The organism is Vibrio sp. 1457 (assembly GCF_033340195.1).
In the GTDB taxonomy this organism is placed as follows: Bacteria; Pseudomonadota; Gammaproteobacteria; order Enterobacterales; family Vibrionaceae; genus Vibrio; species Vibrio alginolyticus.
Genome location: NZ_JAWOWA010000003.1, coordinates 170,880 through 186,258 on the forward strand (window position 1 = coordinate 170,880; position 15,379 = coordinate 186,258).

A 15,379-nucleotide genomic window follows, 5' to 3' on the forward strand; every position below is an offset into this window, starting at 1 on the left:
TCACATGCAAACACTAGCAGGAAAGAAAATTCTACTCGGCATCAGTGGCGGTATTGCCGCGTATAAATGTGCGGAGCTAACCCGTCGCCTCATAGAGAGAGGAGCGCAAGTTCAAGTTGTAATGACGAAAGCCGCAAAAGAGTTCATTACCCCTTTAACCATGCAAGCCGTTTCGGGCCGTCCTGTCTCGGACAGTTTACTAGACCCAGCAGCGGAAGCCTCTATGGGCCATATTGAATTGGCCAAATGGGCAGATTTAGTGCTATTAGCGCCCGCGACCGCGGACTTAATCGCGCGCATGTCCGCAGGCATGGGGAACGATTTACTTACTACGCTCGTGCTCGCGACGGATTCCCCTGTTGCTGTTTCTCCTGCGATGAATCAACAGATGTATCGCAATATCGCAACCCAAGAGAACATCGCTACGTTAGCGCGTCGTGGTATGCACATCTGGGGCCCTGCGGCAGGAGAGCAAGCCTGTGGTGATGTAGGACCAGGTCGAATGCTGGAACCAATGCAGCTAGTACATCTATGTGAACAGTTCTTTCAACCAAAATTGCTAGAAGGTAAGTCGATACTCATTACCGCCGGACCAACTCGCGAAGCGATTGATCCAGTGCGTTACATTACAAACCATAGCTCCGGGAAAATGGGCTATGCATTGGCGAGCGCCGCAGCGCAGATGGGAGCAAAAGTCACCCTCGTGAGCGGTCCTGTCAGTTTAAATACGCCCGTAGGTGTTGAGCGCATAAATGTTTCCAGTGCACAAGAGATGCACGAAGCCGTTATGACACATGCAAACCAGCATGATGCCTTTATTAGCTGCGCTGCCGTTGCCGACTACCGCCCACAAACGATCGCGTCTCAAAAGTTGAAAAAGACAGAAGACAACGACGAAATGGTCATTAATATGGTTAAAAATCCTGATATTGTTGCATCTGTGGCAGCAATGACGGAGAAGCGTCCGTTTACCGTCGGTTTTGCGGCTGAAACCAATGATGTAGAGACCTATGCTCGAGGCAAGTTAACAAAGAAAAACCTCGATATGATCTGTGCAAACGACGTTTCGGTTGCAGGGCAAGGATTTAACAGCAACGACAACGCAATTACCCTTTACTGGCCTGAAGGTGAACTTGCGCTCGCTTTAGAATCAAAAGAAGCATTGAGCTTTAAAATTCTCGAAAAAATGCATCAATTGATGTAACTAACGTTTGAAAACCCTGCCAATTTTTTACAAAAGCTGGCATAAATTTGGTACAAAAATGACAACTAAGGGTGTTAAATCTCCCATTCCACCCTTAGTGGTCTAGTTTGAGGCGAAATAGCGTCTTATAATCCCCTCCGCTCAACTTTGTATTTTGAAAGGAAGTAACTAATGGCCGGCAGTAAAAAATCCAACCGTCGTGAAGAGATCTTACAAGCATTGGCAGAAATGCTTGAATCAACAGATGGCGCTTCACGCATTACTACGGCAAAACTGGCCAAGCAAGTCGGCGTTTCAGAAGCCGCGCTGTATCGTCATTTCCCAAGTAAAGCGCGCATGTTCGAAGGGTTGATTGAGTTCATTGAAGAAGCCTTGATGACACGTATCAACCGTATTCTAGACGACGAAAAAGATACATTAGAGCGTATTCGTATGGTGATGCACCTTATTTTGGCGTTCTCTGAACGTAACCCAGGTCTGACACGCATTTTGTCGGGTCATGCTCTAATGTTTGAAAATGAACGTCTACGTGAACGCATCAATCAACTCTTTGAGCGTATAGAAACACAATTGCGCCAAATCCTGCGTGAACGTAAGATTCGTGAAGGGAAGTCTTTCCCTGTCGAAGAGCGCATCCTAGCCGCGCAAATTCTGGGACAAGTTGAGGGGAGCCTAAACCGCTTTGTGCGTAGCGACTTTAAATACCAGCCGACTGCAAACTTTGACGAGTACTGGGCGCTTTTGAGTGCACAAATAAAGTAAAAGACTATGAGTAAAGACAAATACACGCAGCCCGAGTTTTCTCTTTCACTTCTTCACCCTCGTAACTGGGGCGTATGGCTTGGTTTTGGTCTGTTGGCCATCCTCGTCAATATTCTTCCTTATCGGCTGCTGCTTTCATTAGGTCGTTCACTCGGTAAACTTGGCATGCGCTACGGTAAAAAGCGTGTCCACGTTGCTCAGCGTAACTTAGAATTGGCCTTTCCAGACAAAACACCTGAAGAGATTCAACATATTGTTGAAGAGAACTTCAAAAATACCGGTATGGCACTGATAGAAACCGGAATCACTTGGTTCTGGCCGACTTGGCGCTTTAAAAACCTGATCGTCGAGAAAGATCTCGGCGCACTGCGTGAAAAAGCCAAAGAAGGTAAAGGCGTCCTACTTTGTTGTGTCCACGCTCTTAATCTAGAGATCACTGCGCGTGCTTTCGCCGTGTTAGGCGTGGCCGGGTACGGCGCGTTTCGTCCGCATAATAATCCTGCTTATAACTTTATCCAGTATTGGGGACGGACACATAACGGCAATAAACTGATTGATCGTAAAGATGTAAAAAAGATGATTCGTGTATTACGCAGTGGTGAGCGTCTGTTCTATTTACCGGATCACGATTACGGTCGCAAAAAATCAGTATTTGTGCCCTTCTTTGCCGTAGACGATGCGTGTACAACAACAGGCACGAGCATTCTGGCGTATACCTCAAAATGTGCGATCATCCCAGGCTCAGGGTTTCGCAATGACGAAGGAAAATACGACATCATCGCCGATAAGTGCATTGAAGCCGATTATCCACAAAAAGACGAAGTCGCCGCTGCCGCTTATATGAACAAGTATGTGGAAGAAGTCATTCTACGCGCTCCAGAGCAATGGATGTGGCTCCATAAACGCTATAAAACCATGCAAGATGAGCATGTCGAGAAAGGCATTCGCTATAAGTAAGTGGTCAAGGCGATAAATCCAAAAACAAAAAAGGGCAGATGAATATCCATCTGCCCTTTTTACTTTTTCAGAAAAAGTAACGAATTAAATGCCGTATTCTGCGCGGTACGCTTTGACTGCTTCTAGATGCTCTTTGTCTGTGCCTTTCTCTTCAAGGAAAGTCACAAGGTCAGTCAGGCTAACGATCGAGATGATTGCACAACCAAAATCACGCTCCACTTCTTGGATCGCAGACAACTCACCTTTGCCTTTTTCTTGGCGGTCAATCGCAACCAACACACCAGCAAGGTCTGCGCCATTTGCTTGAATGATTTCCATCGATTCACGAATCGCAGTACCTGCTGTGATTACGTCATCTACTAGCATGATACGGCCTTCAAGCGCAGAGCCTACAAGGTTACCGCCTTCGCCGTGATCTTTCGCTTCTTTACGGTTGAAGCAGTAAGGCGTGTCGACGTCATGATGATCCGCCAGCGCGACTGCTGTTGTCGTCGCGATTGGAATCCCTTTGTACGCAGGGCCAAACAGCACATCAAACTCAATGCCTGAATCAGCGAGCGCGGCTGCGTAAAAACGACCAAGACGCGCTAGGTCACGGCCTGTATTGAAAAGACCAGCGTTAAAGAAGTACGGGCTTTTACGGCCAGATTTCAAAGTAAACTCACCAAACTTAAGAACTTCTTTCTCAAGTGCAAACTCAATAAATTCACGCTGGTATGCTTTCATTATTTTCTCTCTATGTCCTTGGTTTCTCGTGTCTCTTCTCGACAATCATTCATTTCTCTATTGTCGAGATAAAAAAATAGCCCCCATAATGGGAGCTATCTAAATCAATTGGCTAACGCCGCCTTCTGCGCTGCGACAATTTCTGTAATGCCGACTTTCGCCGACTCGAGCAATGCCATCAGCTGTTCGTGACTGAACGGTTCACCTTCTGCGGTGCCCTGAATTTCAATCATCTTGCCTTCTTCGGTCATTACCACGTTCATGTCTGTGTCTGCCGCTGAATCTTCAACGTATTCAAGATCACACAATACTTCGTCGCCTAGTAAGCCGACAGAAACTGCCGCTACGTGGCCTTTCATTGGATTCGCTTTTAGCTTGCCGCTATCCACTAGGTGTTGGAATGCATCGGCCATTGCAACACTTGCGCCGCTGATAGATGCAGTGCGAGTGCCGCCGTCTGCTTGGATAACGTCACAGTCAACGGTGATCATGAACTCACCCATGGCTTTTAGGTCGACAACAGCGCGTAGGCTTCGCGCGATAAGACGCTGAATTTCCATCGTACGGCCGCCTTGTTTGCCACTTGCCGCTTCACGACGAGTACGCGAATGTGTTGCTCGAGGTAGCATGCCGTATTCAGCTGTAACCCAGCCTTTACCTTGACCTTTTAGCCAACGTGGCACAGATTCTTCGACGGTCGCATTACACAACACTTTGGTGTTACCGAACTCAACTAGCACTGACCCTTCAGCGTAAGCTGTGTAGTTACGAGTAATTTTGATAGGGCGAACTTGATCCGCCTTGCGATCGTTTGGACGCATGGGCATCTACCTTAAATATGAGGAGAAGACGATTTGGTTGGGCGAAGATTATAACGGAATCGATTCCGGATTCATAGGTTACGCCGCTGGCACAACATAAACAATCCATACATCCCGCGCACCTATCGACGCAGCATGATACACTCTTGAAGTAATTTTCAAAAAATGAAGACAGGAAAATTCGATGATTTACAGTATGACAGCGTATGCACGCAAAGAAGTAAAAGGCGATTGGGGCTCTGCGGTATGGGAAATCCGCAGCGTGAACCAGCGTTATTTAGAAACATACTTCCGCATGCCAGAGCAATTTCGCGGGTTAGAGCCCGTTTTACGTGAGCGCTTTCGTAAGCGCTTAGCGCGAGGCAAAGTAGAATGTAATCTGCGTTTTGAAGCAAACCCTGCCGCAAAAGGTGAGCTTAGCATCAATGAAGCGCTTGCTAGCCAGGTAATTAAAGCCGCTGAACAAGTCATGCACATGACTGGTGAACTGAGCCGAATCAATCCATTTCAAGTCATGCAATGGCCGGGGGTAATGGAAACGCCAGAGCAAGACATGGATGCGGTAAATAAAGTGCTACTAGAAGCATTTGATGGCGCAATGGATGAATTTATTGAAGCGCGCGCTCGTGAAGGCGAGAACATGAAGGCGCTGATTGAGCAACGCCTAGAAGCGATCACATCAGAAGTTGTGAAGGTGCGCGCACGCATGCCAGAAATACTAGAGTGGCAACGTGAGCGTCTGTTCTCTAAATTTGAAGATGCGAAAGTAGAGCTAGACCCATCTCGCGTTGAGCAAGAGCTAATCCTTCTGGCACAGAAATCAGACGTAGCAGAAGAGCTAGACCGTCTTGATTCTCACGTAAAAGAAACCACAAACATTCTGAAAAAAGGTGGCGCAGTCGGTCGTCGTCTGGACTTCATGATGCAAGAGTTCAACCGTGAATCGAACACGCTAGCGTCGAAATCCATCAGCACCGACATCACCGCATCGGGCGTTGAACTGAAAGTTCTAATTGAACAGATGCGTGAGCAGATCCAAAACATCGAATAGTTTTTTTACCCGTCCAAGAATGTCTTAAAAGCCCTGCTATTTGCTTGTAAATACAGGGCTTTTTTATTTTCCCCGTCCAAATCGGTTTGCAGATGTCCGTTACCAGTTGCTGTTTAAGTGGTGGGCAAAATGGTGGGCAAGACCTGTTTTTTTGACTCAATAAGCAAAAAGTCAAGGTATCTGGTGAGCAGATTTTTGCATCTATCTCACCACCGCCTTATGCCATCTCCACTTATCGTGCTGCTTGCAGATTGTTCAATCACTCAACTATCGAACCAATCGATAAACAAACAGTGGTGGGCAATGGTGAGCAAATTTTAACGATTTCTTAGGAATATAGAGTAACAAACGATGGCAAAACTAACCGCAACTCAGGTGCAGTCTTATGCTCGCACCGCAACAGCAAACAAAAAATACAGTGATGGGAATGGCCTATATTTTTGCGTAAGAAAATCTGGCATGCCGTATTGGATGCTAAGGTATACCAGCCTAAACGGACGACGAGAAGCCACGCTCGGTCAATATCCAAGCATGACCTTAGCAGAGGCTCGACTTGAATCGTCTAAAATGCAGCTACAACTTCAGCAAGGTGAAGACCCATTAGCAATCCGTGCTATTGAAACCATCCCAGAGATCCAAAATGTCAGTCAGCTGTTTCAAGACTGGTATGCCAAAGACTTAAGTCGCCGATTAAAGCACCCGAATATACCCAAACGTGTTTTTACCAAAGAAATTGCACCCGTGATTGGCCAACTTCCTATCCAAGCCGTGCGGCCAACACATGTACGTGAAGTATTAGAACGCATTCGAGAAAGTAACCGCCCTACCATTGCCAACGACACATTAATGTACATGAAGCAGTTGTTTCGACATGCGATAAAGCTCGACTTAACGCTGAACAACCCAGCCGCAGCCTTTACCGTGGACGATGCAGGTGGCGTGGAGTCCAGTAAAGACAGGATGCTCAGCAAAGATGAAATTCACTACGCCTTTAGCGTGTTTCATACCCATATCAATAGCTTTGGCCGCGACAATTACCTCGCTTGCTGCCTGTTTTTGGTGTTGGGCGTACGTAAAAGCGAACTATGTGAAGCCATGTGGCGTGAAATGGACTTAACCACGGGCGTATGGGATCTTCCCAAAGAACGAAGTAAAACAGGCGTGCCAATCAGCATCCCCTTACCGCGCCAAGCCATTACCTGGTTTAACGAGCTGCAAATCCGTGCTTGTGGATCGCCTTATGTTTTCCCAGCCAGACGAGCAAGCCATCGTCCACATATGGGGCCAGATACACTGAACCGTGCCATTTCTAAGCTGTTTGGTCGCGAGCCTGGGCGCAAAAAGCAGCCACCCAATAAAATGGGCAAACTTGAACACTTCACCGTACACGATTTACGCCGCACCTTTCGCAGCCTTGCTGCCTCTTTAGGCATTGCAGGCAATGTGGCCGAACGCTGTCTTAACCATAAACTAAAAGGCGTTGAGGGCATCTACGACCGCCACGATTACTTTGAAGAGCGCCGAATTGCCCACCAAACCGTGGCTGATGTGATCGAACCGCTGGTGAACTTTGAGCCAGCTTCACAACACCACACAGGAGGGCGTTAACATGCGACTGATGATGCGACTCGCCCCCATTACCTTTCCAATAGCCATGCTGGCAGGGCTTGGTTGGTGTATTGGCATTGCCTTACTCGAACAAACTTATGGCATAGGCTACGCACTTACTCGATATTGCCTGACGACATTGGTGGTTCTCGCCCCGTGGCTGACGCTAAAACTCACGTTCTACGTGATTGTCGGCCTAGGACGCAAACTGGGGCTCATCCCGCCTGCACGCCCAACGTATAGCCTAGGTTATGAAGAATCCCTCTATTGGTTCAGAGTATTGGCGTTCTTCGATGGCAAACGCAGCCGTATGCCGAAAAAGCCAATCAGGAGAAACTAACAAACCACCCATTTGCTCACTTACTGTGGGCAGTTGGGACAATGGGGCAACATTTGATACCACAAGCTTTAGACTGTGAATAAGAGGGATTTGAACCGCCCCAAGGAATGGGGCAGTTGGGGATGCGGTAACAACTCCTAACCGCATCAAGAATACCAAACTTGCAAAAGTCCCAATTTGGGACTAACATCTGTTTATGAGAATTATCGCACTATCAACCTTAAAAACATTTTGGGAAGACAGCCCAGAATACATTGACGCTAAAGAGCCAACGTTAGCGTGGTATAGGCATGCATTAAACGCTGATTGGGGAGCACCGGCGGATGTGAAACAGGACTTTAGAAATGCCAGCATCCTCAAAGATGGGCGTGTCGTGTTTAACATTGCCGGTAATAAATACCGATTAGTCGTTTGGATCAATTATGCCTACAAGGTGGTTTACATAAGGTTTATAGGCAGCCATGCACAATACGATCAAATTGATGTGCAAACGATTTAAAGCCAAAAGGTAGTAACAAGAGGTAAATATAATGGACATCAGACCTATTAAAACAGATGCCGACTACCGCGCGGCATTAAACGACATCGAAAACCTAATGATGGCGGAGCCAGATACCATTGAAGGCGAAAAGCTGGACATTTTGGTTACGTTAGTCGAGGCGTACGAAGCAAAGCATTTTCCAATGGATTTGCCAGACCCTGTTGAGGCAATAAAGTTTGAGATGGAGCGCAAAGGCTTAACGGTTAAAGATCTTGAACCCATGATAGGTAAAAGCAATCGTGTTTATGAAATCCTAAACCATAAGCGATCACTCACGCTAAAAATGATTTGGAAACTTCATGAAGGGTTAGGTATTCCAGCAGAGTCGCTGATCAAGCCACCGCAAGTTCGCGCTTCATAGTGCTTCGAATCAAAATTAGTTTGTTATGAATGACGCTCGCTACCCAAACATTTCTGCTATTGATAACAGGCTAGCTGAGCTTGAAAACGAAAAGCAGCAGCTTCTCGCATTAAGAGAGGCTTTGCGTAGCGCTCAAAACGAGCGTTCAGTACAGACATTCACGCCAGCACAAAAGGTCACCCTGTTCAGACAACGATTTCGTGGACGAGAGGATATCTTTGCCAATCGTTGGCAAAACCAACAGGGCCGAAGTGGCTACTCCGTAGCCTGTGATAATGAATGGGTAAACGGGGTTTGCAACAAACCCCGCATTAAATGCCAAGACTGTTCACACCGAAAGTTTAGCGAACTAAACGAGCGCATTATTTACAGGCACCTTACCGGTCATCAAGTGGTGGGGCTGTATCCCTTACTGAAAGATAATACGTGCTATTTGTTGGCAGCCGATTTTGACAAAGGCTGTTGGCAAGAAGAAGTCAAAGCAATGTCCAAAGCGTGCCAAGCGTTTAATATTCCCCACGCGATAGAAATCTCGCGCTCTGGCAACGGGGCGCACTTATGGATATTTTTTGAAACCAATATCCCCGCTAACCAGGCTCGGGCACTGGGTTTCGCTTTGCTTGATAAAGCCATGGAAATATTTCCAAATCTTTCGTTTGACTCCTATGACAGGCTCTTTCCTAACCAAGATGTACTTCCTGAAGGCGGGTTTGGCAATCTCATTGCGCTACCACTTCAAAAGGAGGCTCGCCTTTCAGGCCGTAGTTGCTTTGTTGACAGTGATCTGAATGCCATCGATGATCAATGGCAGTACCTTGCTGGGCTTAAAACGCTCACTCAGTCGAGTATTGATCAACTCATAACAACCATTTCACCCAATACCCTATTGCTGTCCGAACAAGGGCTAACAGACAACCGCCCTCCTTGGGAAATCACGGCCAAAGCCGCACCAATAAAATTAGAGTCTTTGCCGAAAAACGTGACCATTACCTTGGCCAACCATATCTACTTTTTGATGAGCGAGTTACCTGGGCCACTACTGGCAGGACTAAAGCGATTAGCGAGTTTTTCTAATCCTGTGTTTTTTAAAACACAAGCGTTGCGCTTTTCAACCCATGGCATTCCAAGGTTTATTTCCTGTGCTCGTATTGAAAACGGTTATCTAGCACTACCGCGAGGCTGTCTTTATGACGCGATTGCTTTGCTACAAGAGCACAATATTTCGCCACTATTTGACGATAAGCGTGAAACCGGCAAACCATTATTAAAACTTACACCCGAGTTCACTTTGCGAAAGAACCAGCGAGACGCAGTGGCCGCAATATCTAAACATGACTTCGGTATTTTGCATGCGCCGACCGCATTTGGAAAAACGGTTACTGCCATTGGTATGATCGTAAAACGCAAAGTAAATACCCTAATACTGGTTCATAGCCGGCAACTGCTCGAACAATGGCAAGAGCGATTACGCACGTTCCTACCCGAAATAAACATTGGCAGTATAGGCGGGGGGAAAAGAAAGCCGAGTGGCACTATCGACATAGCCACCTACCAAAGCTTGGTCGATAAAAAAGACAACTCTATCTCCCCTCTCATCCAAGACTACGGCCACATTATTGTTGACGAATGCCACCATCTATCTGCGCCTAGGTTTGAAATGGTACTCAACGAGGTAAGAGCAAAATATGTATTGGGCCTAACAGCAACACCAGAACGACAAGATGGTCATCAAAAGATCATTTTTATGACAGCAGGGCCAATTCGCTACAAAGTGAAACAAAGCCCTGATGAGCAATTTACTCAAACCGTGATGATTCATCAGCTCTACGATGTACCAGCAGCAGAGCTAATAAAAACAGATGAGCGCCCCAAAATAAGCGATGCCTACCGCTGGCTCGTCGATAACCAACAGCGTACTTCAAAAATTGTCTCAGACGCCTCTCAGTGTGTTCAAAATGGTGGACACCCGTTAGTCCTTACAGAGCGTAGAGAGCACGCAGAGTACATACACTCACGACTTACCGAGATGGGTATAAGCACTGTCGTACTTAAAGGCGCCATGAAAGCTACCGAACGCAAGAACGCTGACAATCATCTGCAATCGGCTCAAGTTGTCGTCGCAACAGGAAAATATGTAGGCGAAGGATTTGACCTACCAAGATTGGATACGTTGTTTTTGGCCATGCCAATCGCATGGAAAGGCACATTGGCCCAATATGCCGGTCGTATTCATCGTGAATCGGAAGGAAAAACACAAGTGACCATTCACGACTATGTAGACTGCGCCCTCCCTATGCTGCAACGCATGTTTAAAAAACGCGAGAAAAGCTACAAGGCAATGGGGTATGCCCTTGAGTACATTGATGACAACAGTAACAAGCAACCTTCATTGAAGTTAGAAAACATCCCTTCACCAAATACCAAGCCAAAATAAACAGCAGCACTTCATTAAACACTTCCCCATGCCTTTATACCCATACGCCAAAACCACTATCCGTTTGGCTTTTGGATCGAAACGCCAAACAGGGAAATTTGCCCATTTACTGTTTGGCTTCTCGATTGAAATCCAACGCTGGCAGGCCTTGCCAGTACTGGCTCAAAGCAAGGTTTGGCATTTTTAACACCCTAAACCAACCTCGAACCCAAAGTGCAAACCGTTTGATTTTTTAAACCCAGAATGCAAACGATCGTTTGGCGTCTCGATTTTTTTGCACTAGTTGAATGACGCCAAACAGCGCCGTATTGGACTATGTATATCAAACATTTAGCAGCGCACAGGTCATCAGAAAAAACTGATTTGACTGGTTAGTTTGATGGCCATTTCTTTCATCTAATTCACCACCGAGTCTGCACCCGACCACTGAAAATAGACGGCATGAAAAACCAATAAGGTGATAAGTGACGTGTTATGGGCAAGTGGTAACGATTGGGATGGAGAATGGATAAAGCAGGTGGTCGATTTACTCGTTGGGCATGGCGCGTTTACCCTCTACCCAGCATTGAGCCAATGTGATAATGCCGCCGAACGTTTAACCCGATGGCTGGCCTATCAGTTACCGCGGGTTAAACAAGCGCACCCAGGCTGCCCGATTCATCAATGGCTAAACAGCATTGGTGCACAAGTGATCGTAGAAAAGTGGCAAAGCCCCGAGCAACGGCCAAACCTGTATTGGTTGCCTTTACCTGAGATTGATGGCCACGCGCAAGGCGGGCTAGTTTTGTTGCCAGCTCATTTGTTACCGGCACATTTATTACCGACAGACAGGAATGGCACAAGTCAAACCAACACATTGCAAGCAAACACACCTGCCAACGCCTGTATCTTTTGGTGCATAACGCCTTTATCTAAAACAGGAAAGCGCGCTACCTTGCACCCCAAACAGCAAAATCGCGCCTTTTGCCTGCCCAGTTCGCCGGAGCAAATAGGAAAATCATGCACAGGGTTATTACTGAGAGGTTTGAAAAAAGAAAGCCAAAAACGAAACGGCAACGTGATCAGCCACCAAATTAACCTAGCGTTGCTGCACCACCTTTGTAGGCCGGAGAATGATGTGTGGTTGAAAGCGAATTTTGGTGCCGTAACTCATTACGGTACCAAAAATTAGAAGCCTGAAAAAAGAGTAACCCCTCACAGGGCGCTGATCTGACGGGTAGCGGGAGGGGTGTTGTTGGTGCGATTTTAATATCAAAAGCGCCAAATAGCTCGATGTTTTTGGCTAGAGCGTTCTCTGTTAGGTTTTTACTCAGGCTTCACTTTGAACTATTCGGAATTTCCAGATGGTTGCGTTTTGTACAGCTCTACCAGCTTGGTTATATGACTCTTAATAATTAACTCTTTTTTATCAGAAAGATACCTGGTACCGACATAAATGTCGGCACCAGACAATAACCACTCTTCCCTCTCAATACAGCCAGGTATCCGGTCAATTCAAGCATTTCCAAACGCCACTCAAAAAAATAAATCTACAGTAACGGCGTTTTTGCAATTTAAATGGTTGACAGCTTATGAATCTCAGCTTAAGCTTATTCACAAGCTGCAGAAACGCCATTACAACGCATTTGAGGTGACAATGAAAGTTAATTTGAAAAAAATTGCCTCTGTACAGATGGGACACTCTTTTAGGTCAAAGCTTGAGCCAGACGCTAATGGAAATATCTCTGTTATCCAGATGAAGGATCTTACTGAAGATAACCGACTAAATGCCCAAGAACTAGTGCAGATTGCTATGCAGGACTTAAAGGAGCATCACAGAGTTAAACATAACGACTTAGCATTTCGCTCTAGAGGTCAAACTAATACGGCAGCGTTGATTGACCAAGAGTTGAGCGATGCTGTTATCGCTGCGCCACTGTTGCGAATTCGAGTTGAAAGTGATTCGGTTTTGCCTGCGTATTTATGCTGGTTTATCAATCAACCGACTTCACAAGCAGTATTACAAAGTAAGGCAACAGGCACGGCAGTAAGAATGATTGGCAAACCTGCACTTGAGGAGCTGGAGATAGTAGTCCCTAGTCTCGATGTGCAAAAAAAGATCATTGCGATTTACCAATTATCCACCAACGAGCAGAAGCTAATGAAAGCATTAGCAAAGAAAAAGGAGGTGTTAACTGACGCAGTACTAATGAATTTAGCAATGAATACCCAGTAATGACAGTTACTGGGTTTAGACGAGCCGAAAGTGTGACAGCACTTTTAGCAAAACTTTAATCCACGTTTCATTTCAAAAAACAGGAGCCGAAATTATGGCAAAGAATACATCATCAAGCAAGGGCAATACCCGACATGTCGTACCACATTCTGACGGATGGGCGAACAAAAAAGGCGGTGCAGAACGCGCTTCAAGCGTACACAGCACCAAAAAAGAAGCCGAAGCTGCGGCGCGCGAACAAAGCAAGCGTGAAGGCACTGAGCTGTTTATTCATGGCAAAGACGGCCAGATACAACGCAAAGATAGCCACGGTAACGACCCAAAAGGCATTAAAGGATAGGAGCCCTTATGAGTGATGAATACAAAAAGAAAATAGGTGTACCTGAATCGCATACCCTCAACATCGTAAGTAGTCAGTGGTCGCAACGAAAAGGCCAAGACACTGATACCTATGAATGTGAAGAGCTAAACGAGCAAGGTGAAGTCATTGCACGGTACACCATAAAGGACAGTACATCGATTTACCCTCCATTTGGGCGGTCGATTACCTGGACTCAATCAGCCGTACTCGATTCTTAACCTTTTAACTTACAGCTAGCGGGGCGCTACAGGTAGACAGCCTGCCCCGCTTTATGACACTGACCAAATTTGAGGAATTTATATGACTAATGATATGAACGACAAGATTCAACAAAAAGACATCAACAATGCAGCATGGGCTGCATGCGATACTTTCCGAGGCGCGGTAGACCCTGCGCAATATAAAGATTACATCCTAGTAATGCTGTTCGTAAAATACATCTCCGATGTATGGAATGACCACTACGCAGAATATAAAAAACAGTACGGTGACGACGATGTCCGTATCAGACGTAAACTTGAGCGCGAGCGTTTTGTGCTGCCAATAGTAGAACTCACAGAAGAAGTAGAAGACAAAGCAACCAAAGAGAAGAAAACCGTTGTTACCGACACATTTTTGGCCAACTACTATTCATTGTTAGAGCGTAAAAACGAACCCAACATTGGCGAGCTGATCAACATTGTTTTAGAGCATATTGAAACCGCGAACAAAGCCAAGTTAGAAGGCGTATTCCGTAACATCGACTTCAACAGCGAAGCCAATTTGGGTAAAACCAAAGACCGCAACCGCCGCCTAAAAACCTTGCTGGACGACTTCAACAAGCCCGCACTCGACATGAGCCCGTCGCGCGTGTCTGAAGATGTCATTGGTAACACTTACATCTACCTTATTGAGCGCTTTGGCTCCGATGCAGGTAAAAAAGCCGGTGAATTCTACACTCCCCATAAAGTATCTGAGCTGGTTGCGCGTCTGTCTGCACCAAAATCGGGGGCTCGTATTTGTGACCCTGCCTGTGGTTCAGCCGGGCTATTGATTGAAGCCGCACGCCAAGTGGGCGACCGCAATTACTCACTCTATGGCATGGAAGTCAACGGCAGCACTTGGGCGCTTGCGCGTATGAATATGTTCTTGCACGGCTCCGACTCTGCTCGTATCGAATGGTGTAACACCCTCACCTCACCAGCGCTGGTCGAAAATGACAGGCTGATGAAGTTTGATAACGTGGTTGCCAACCCACCGTTTTCACTCGACAAATGGGGTTCAGAAGACGTGGAATCCGACAGATATAACCGCTACTGGCGCGGGCTACCGCCTAAATCAAAGGCCGACTTTGCCTTTATCAGCCATATGGTTGAAGCTGCCGTTGAAAAAGAAGGCCGCATTGCCGTAGTAGTCCCTCATGGTGTGCTGTTTAGAGGCGCAGCCGAAGGCCGTATTCGTCAACAACTGATTGAAGAAAACCTATTAGATGCCGTGATCGGCTTGCCCGGCAACCTGTTCCCAAGTACCGGCATTCCCGTGGCAATTCTGATATTTGACCGCTCACGTGAAAAAGGCGGCGCCAATGAAAACCGCAAAGACGTACTGTTTGTCGATGCCAGCGGTAAAGACCATTACCAAGCAGGGAAAAACCAAAACGTCCTGCTGGATGAGCACTTAGACAAAATTGTTGCAGCGGTAACAGCCCGTCAAGAGGTAGAAAAATACGCCCATTTAGCCACTTTTGACGAGATCAAAGAGAACGACTTTAACCTGAACATCCCGCGATACGTCGATACCTTCGAAGAGGAAATTGAGGTCGATATTGTGGCGGTACAGGCTGAGATCACCACCCTTGAAAGCGAACTTGCCGAGGTTCGCGGCAAAATGGCGGCACTGTTAAAGGATCTCGTGCCTAACGAGGCGCAAAGCAACACAACGGAGGTGGCTGAATGAATATGACGAACAACAACCATTTTGTTGACGCCAAAAAAATGGTGTCTAAGTGTGAGTACGGCA

General features: G+C 46.6%; 17 protein-coding genes. 15 read left to right on the forward strand and 2 right to left on the reverse strand.

Annotated elements, in window-relative coordinates:
- Positions 1 to 4 precede the first annotated feature (4 nt).
- The 3 genes from coaBC (at position 5) to R7Z41_RS04465 (ending at position 2,923) form a co-directional block, all read left to right on the forward strand.
- On the forward strand, positions 5 to 1,204 hold the full coding sequence (gene coaBC / locus R7Z41_RS04455) for a bifunctional phosphopantothenoylcysteine decarboxylase/phosphopantothenate--cysteine ligase CoaBC (protein ID WP_017820705.1): 1,200 nt from the start codon (positions 5 to 7) through the stop codon (positions 1,202 to 1,204).
- A gap of 171 nt (positions 1,205 to 1,375) precedes the next feature.
- Entirely contained in the window at positions 1,376 to 1,966 is a 591-nt protein-coding gene (gene slmA, locus R7Z41_RS04460; RefSeq protein WP_005379386.1) for a nucleoid occlusion factor SlmA, read from the forward strand.
- Positions 1,967 to 1,972: 6 nt separating this feature from the next.
- Positions 1,973 to 2,923, forward strand: a complete 951-nt coding sequence (locus R7Z41_RS04465; protein WP_033905948.1) for a Kdo(2)-lipid IV(A) acyltransferase — start codon at positions 1,973 to 1,975, stop codon at positions 2,921 to 2,923.
- Positions 2,924 to 3,007: 84 nt separating this feature from the next.
- On the opposite strand, the gene pyrE is transcribed toward R7Z41_RS04465, so the two are convergent.
- Positions 3,008 to 3,649, reverse strand: a complete 642-nt coding sequence (gene pyrE, locus R7Z41_RS04470) for an orotate phosphoribosyltransferase (RefSeq protein WP_026000307.1) — start codon at positions 3,647 to 3,649, stop codon at positions 3,008 to 3,010.
- Positions 3,650 to 3,753: 104 nt separating this feature from the next.
- A complete protein-coding gene (rph, locus tag R7Z41_RS04475) occupies positions 3,754 to 4,470 on the reverse strand; it encodes a ribonuclease PH (RefSeq protein WP_031780917.1) in 717 nt (238 codons plus the stop codon).
- 184 nt (positions 4,471 to 4,654) lie between these two features.
- Here rph and R7Z41_RS04480 point away from each other — a divergent pair, with 184 nt between their 5' ends.
- The 12 genes from R7Z41_RS04480 (at position 4,655) to R7Z41_RS04535 (ending at position 15,316) form a co-directional block, all read left to right on the forward strand.
- Positions 4,655 to 5,521, forward strand: a complete 867-nt coding sequence (locus R7Z41_RS04480) for a YicC/YloC family endoribonuclease (RefSeq protein WP_005384776.1) — start codon at positions 4,655 to 4,657, stop codon at positions 5,519 to 5,521.
- 351 nt (positions 5,522 to 5,872) lie between these two features.
- Positions 5,873 to 7,129: a tyrosine-type recombinase/integrase gene (locus R7Z41_RS04485; protein WP_318136331.1), complete on the forward strand. Its 1,257-nt coding sequence runs from the start codon at positions 5,873 to 5,875 to the stop codon at positions 7,127 to 7,129.
- 1 nt (position 7,130) lies between these two features.
- Positions 7,131 to 7,469, forward strand: a complete 339-nt coding sequence (locus tag R7Z41_RS04490; protein WP_318136330.1) for a hypothetical protein — start codon at positions 7,131 to 7,133, stop codon at positions 7,467 to 7,469.
- Between the two features lie 196 nt (positions 7,470 to 7,665).
- The gene (locus R7Z41_RS04495; RefSeq protein ID WP_129765263.1) at positions 7,666 to 7,968 is read left to right on the forward strand and encodes a type II toxin-antitoxin system HigB family toxin; all 303 of its coding nucleotides are present in this window, start codon (positions 7,666 to 7,668) and stop codon (positions 7,966 to 7,968) included.
- Positions 7,969 to 7,999: 31 nt separating this feature from the next.
- Positions 8,000 to 8,371: a type II toxin-antitoxin system HigA family antitoxin gene (locus R7Z41_RS04500; RefSeq protein WP_000354813.1), complete on the forward strand. Its 372-nt coding sequence runs from the start codon at positions 8,000 to 8,002 to the stop codon at positions 8,369 to 8,371.
- Between the two features lie 25 nt (positions 8,372 to 8,396).
- Positions 8,397 to 10,805 carry a TOTE conflict system archaeo-eukaryotic primase domain-containing protein gene (locus R7Z41_RS04505; RefSeq protein WP_318136329.1) on the forward strand — a complete coding sequence of 803 codons (2,409 nt, stop codon included), beginning with the start codon at positions 8,397 to 8,399 and terminating at the stop codon, positions 10,803 to 10,805.
- Between the two features lie 28 nt (positions 10,806 to 10,833).
- Positions 10,834 to 10,992 (forward strand): hypothetical protein, encoded by a 159-nt coding sequence (locus R7Z41_RS04510; RefSeq protein WP_318136328.1) that lies wholly within the window; start codon positions 10,834 to 10,836, stop codon positions 10,990 to 10,992.
- A gap of 282 nt (positions 10,993 to 11,274) precedes the next feature.
- On the forward strand, positions 11,275 to 11,976 hold the full coding sequence (locus R7Z41_RS04515; protein WP_318136327.1) for a hypothetical protein: 702 nt from the start codon (positions 11,275 to 11,277) through the stop codon (positions 11,974 to 11,976).
- 264 nt (positions 11,977 to 12,240) lie between these two features.
- On the forward strand, positions 12,241 to 13,020 hold the full coding sequence (locus R7Z41_RS04520; protein WP_318136326.1) for a restriction endonuclease subunit S: 780 nt from the start codon (positions 12,241 to 12,243) through the stop codon (positions 13,018 to 13,020).
- Positions 13,021 to 13,114: 94 nt separating this feature from the next.
- Entirely contained in the window at positions 13,115 to 13,360 is a 246-nt protein-coding gene (locus R7Z41_RS04525) for a DUF2188 domain-containing protein (RefSeq protein WP_318136325.1), read from the forward strand.
- An 8-nt stretch (positions 13,361 to 13,368) separates the two neighbouring features.
- The gene (locus tag R7Z41_RS04530; RefSeq protein ID WP_005085357.1) at positions 13,369 to 13,599 is read left to right on the forward strand and encodes a hypothetical protein; all 231 of its coding nucleotides are present in this window, start codon (positions 13,369 to 13,371) and stop codon (positions 13,597 to 13,599) included.
- A gap of 82 nt (positions 13,600 to 13,681) precedes the next feature.
- Positions 13,682 to 15,316 carry a type I restriction-modification system subunit M gene (locus tag R7Z41_RS04535; protein WP_318136324.1) on the forward strand — a complete coding sequence of 545 codons (1,635 nt, stop codon included), beginning with the start codon at positions 13,682 to 13,684 and terminating at the stop codon, positions 15,314 to 15,316.
- Positions 15,317 to 15,379 lie beyond the last annotated feature (63 nt).

Bases quoted from the DNA above. Each gene is read 5' to 3' on its own strand.
- R7Z41_RS04490 (WP_318136330.1), top strand. From the start codon at position 7,131: ATGCGACTGATGATGCGACTCGCCCCCATTACCTTTCCAATAGCCATG.
- pyrE (WP_026000307.1), bottom strand. From the start codon at position 3,649: ATGAAAGCATACCAGCGTGAATTTATTGAGTTTGCACTTGAGAAAGAA.
- rph (WP_031780917.1), bottom strand. From the start codon at position 4,470: ATGCGTCCAAACGATCGCAAGGCGGATCAAGTTCGCCCTATCAAAATT.
- coaBC (WP_017820705.1), top strand. From the start codon at position 5: ATGCAAACACTAGCAGGAAAGAAAATTCTACTCGGCATCAGTGGCGGT.
- R7Z41_RS04525 (WP_318136325.1), top strand. From the start codon at position 13,115: ATGGCAAAGAATACATCATCAAGCAAGGGCAATACCCGACATGTCGTA.
- R7Z41_RS04480 (WP_005384776.1), top strand. From the start codon at position 4,655: ATGATTTACAGTATGACAGCGTATGCACGCAAAGAAGTAAAAGGCGAT.
- R7Z41_RS04535 (WP_318136324.1), top strand. From the start codon at position 13,682: ATGACTAATGATATGAACGACAAGATTCAACAAAAAGACATCAACAAT.
- R7Z41_RS04485 (WP_318136331.1), top strand. From the start codon at position 5,873: ATGGCAAAACTAACCGCAACTCAGGTGCAGTCTTATGCTCGCACCGCA.
- R7Z41_RS04530 (WP_005085357.1), top strand. From the start codon at position 13,369: ATGAGTGATGAATACAAAAAGAAAATAGGTGTACCTGAATCGCATACC.
- R7Z41_RS04495 (WP_129765263.1), top strand. From the start codon at position 7,666: ATGAGAATTATCGCACTATCAACCTTAAAAACATTTTGGGAAGACAGC.
- R7Z41_RS04520 (WP_318136326.1), top strand. From the start codon at position 12,241: ATGTCGGCACCAGACAATAACCACTCTTCCCTCTCAATACAGCCAGGT.
- R7Z41_RS04510 (WP_318136328.1), top strand. From the start codon at position 10,834: ATGCCTTTATACCCATACGCCAAAACCACTATCCGTTTGGCTTTTGGA.
- R7Z41_RS04500 (WP_000354813.1), top strand. From the start codon at position 8,000: ATGGACATCAGACCTATTAAAACAGATGCCGACTACCGCGCGGCATTA.
- R7Z41_RS04505 (WP_318136329.1), top strand. From the start codon at position 8,397: ATGAATGACGCTCGCTACCCAAACATTTCTGCTATTGATAACAGGCTA.
- R7Z41_RS04465 (WP_033905948.1), top strand. From the start codon at position 1,973: ATGAGTAAAGACAAATACACGCAGCCCGAGTTTTCTCTTTCACTTCTT.
- slmA (WP_005379386.1), top strand. From the start codon at position 1,376: ATGGCCGGCAGTAAAAAATCCAACCGTCGTGAAGAGATCTTACAAGCA.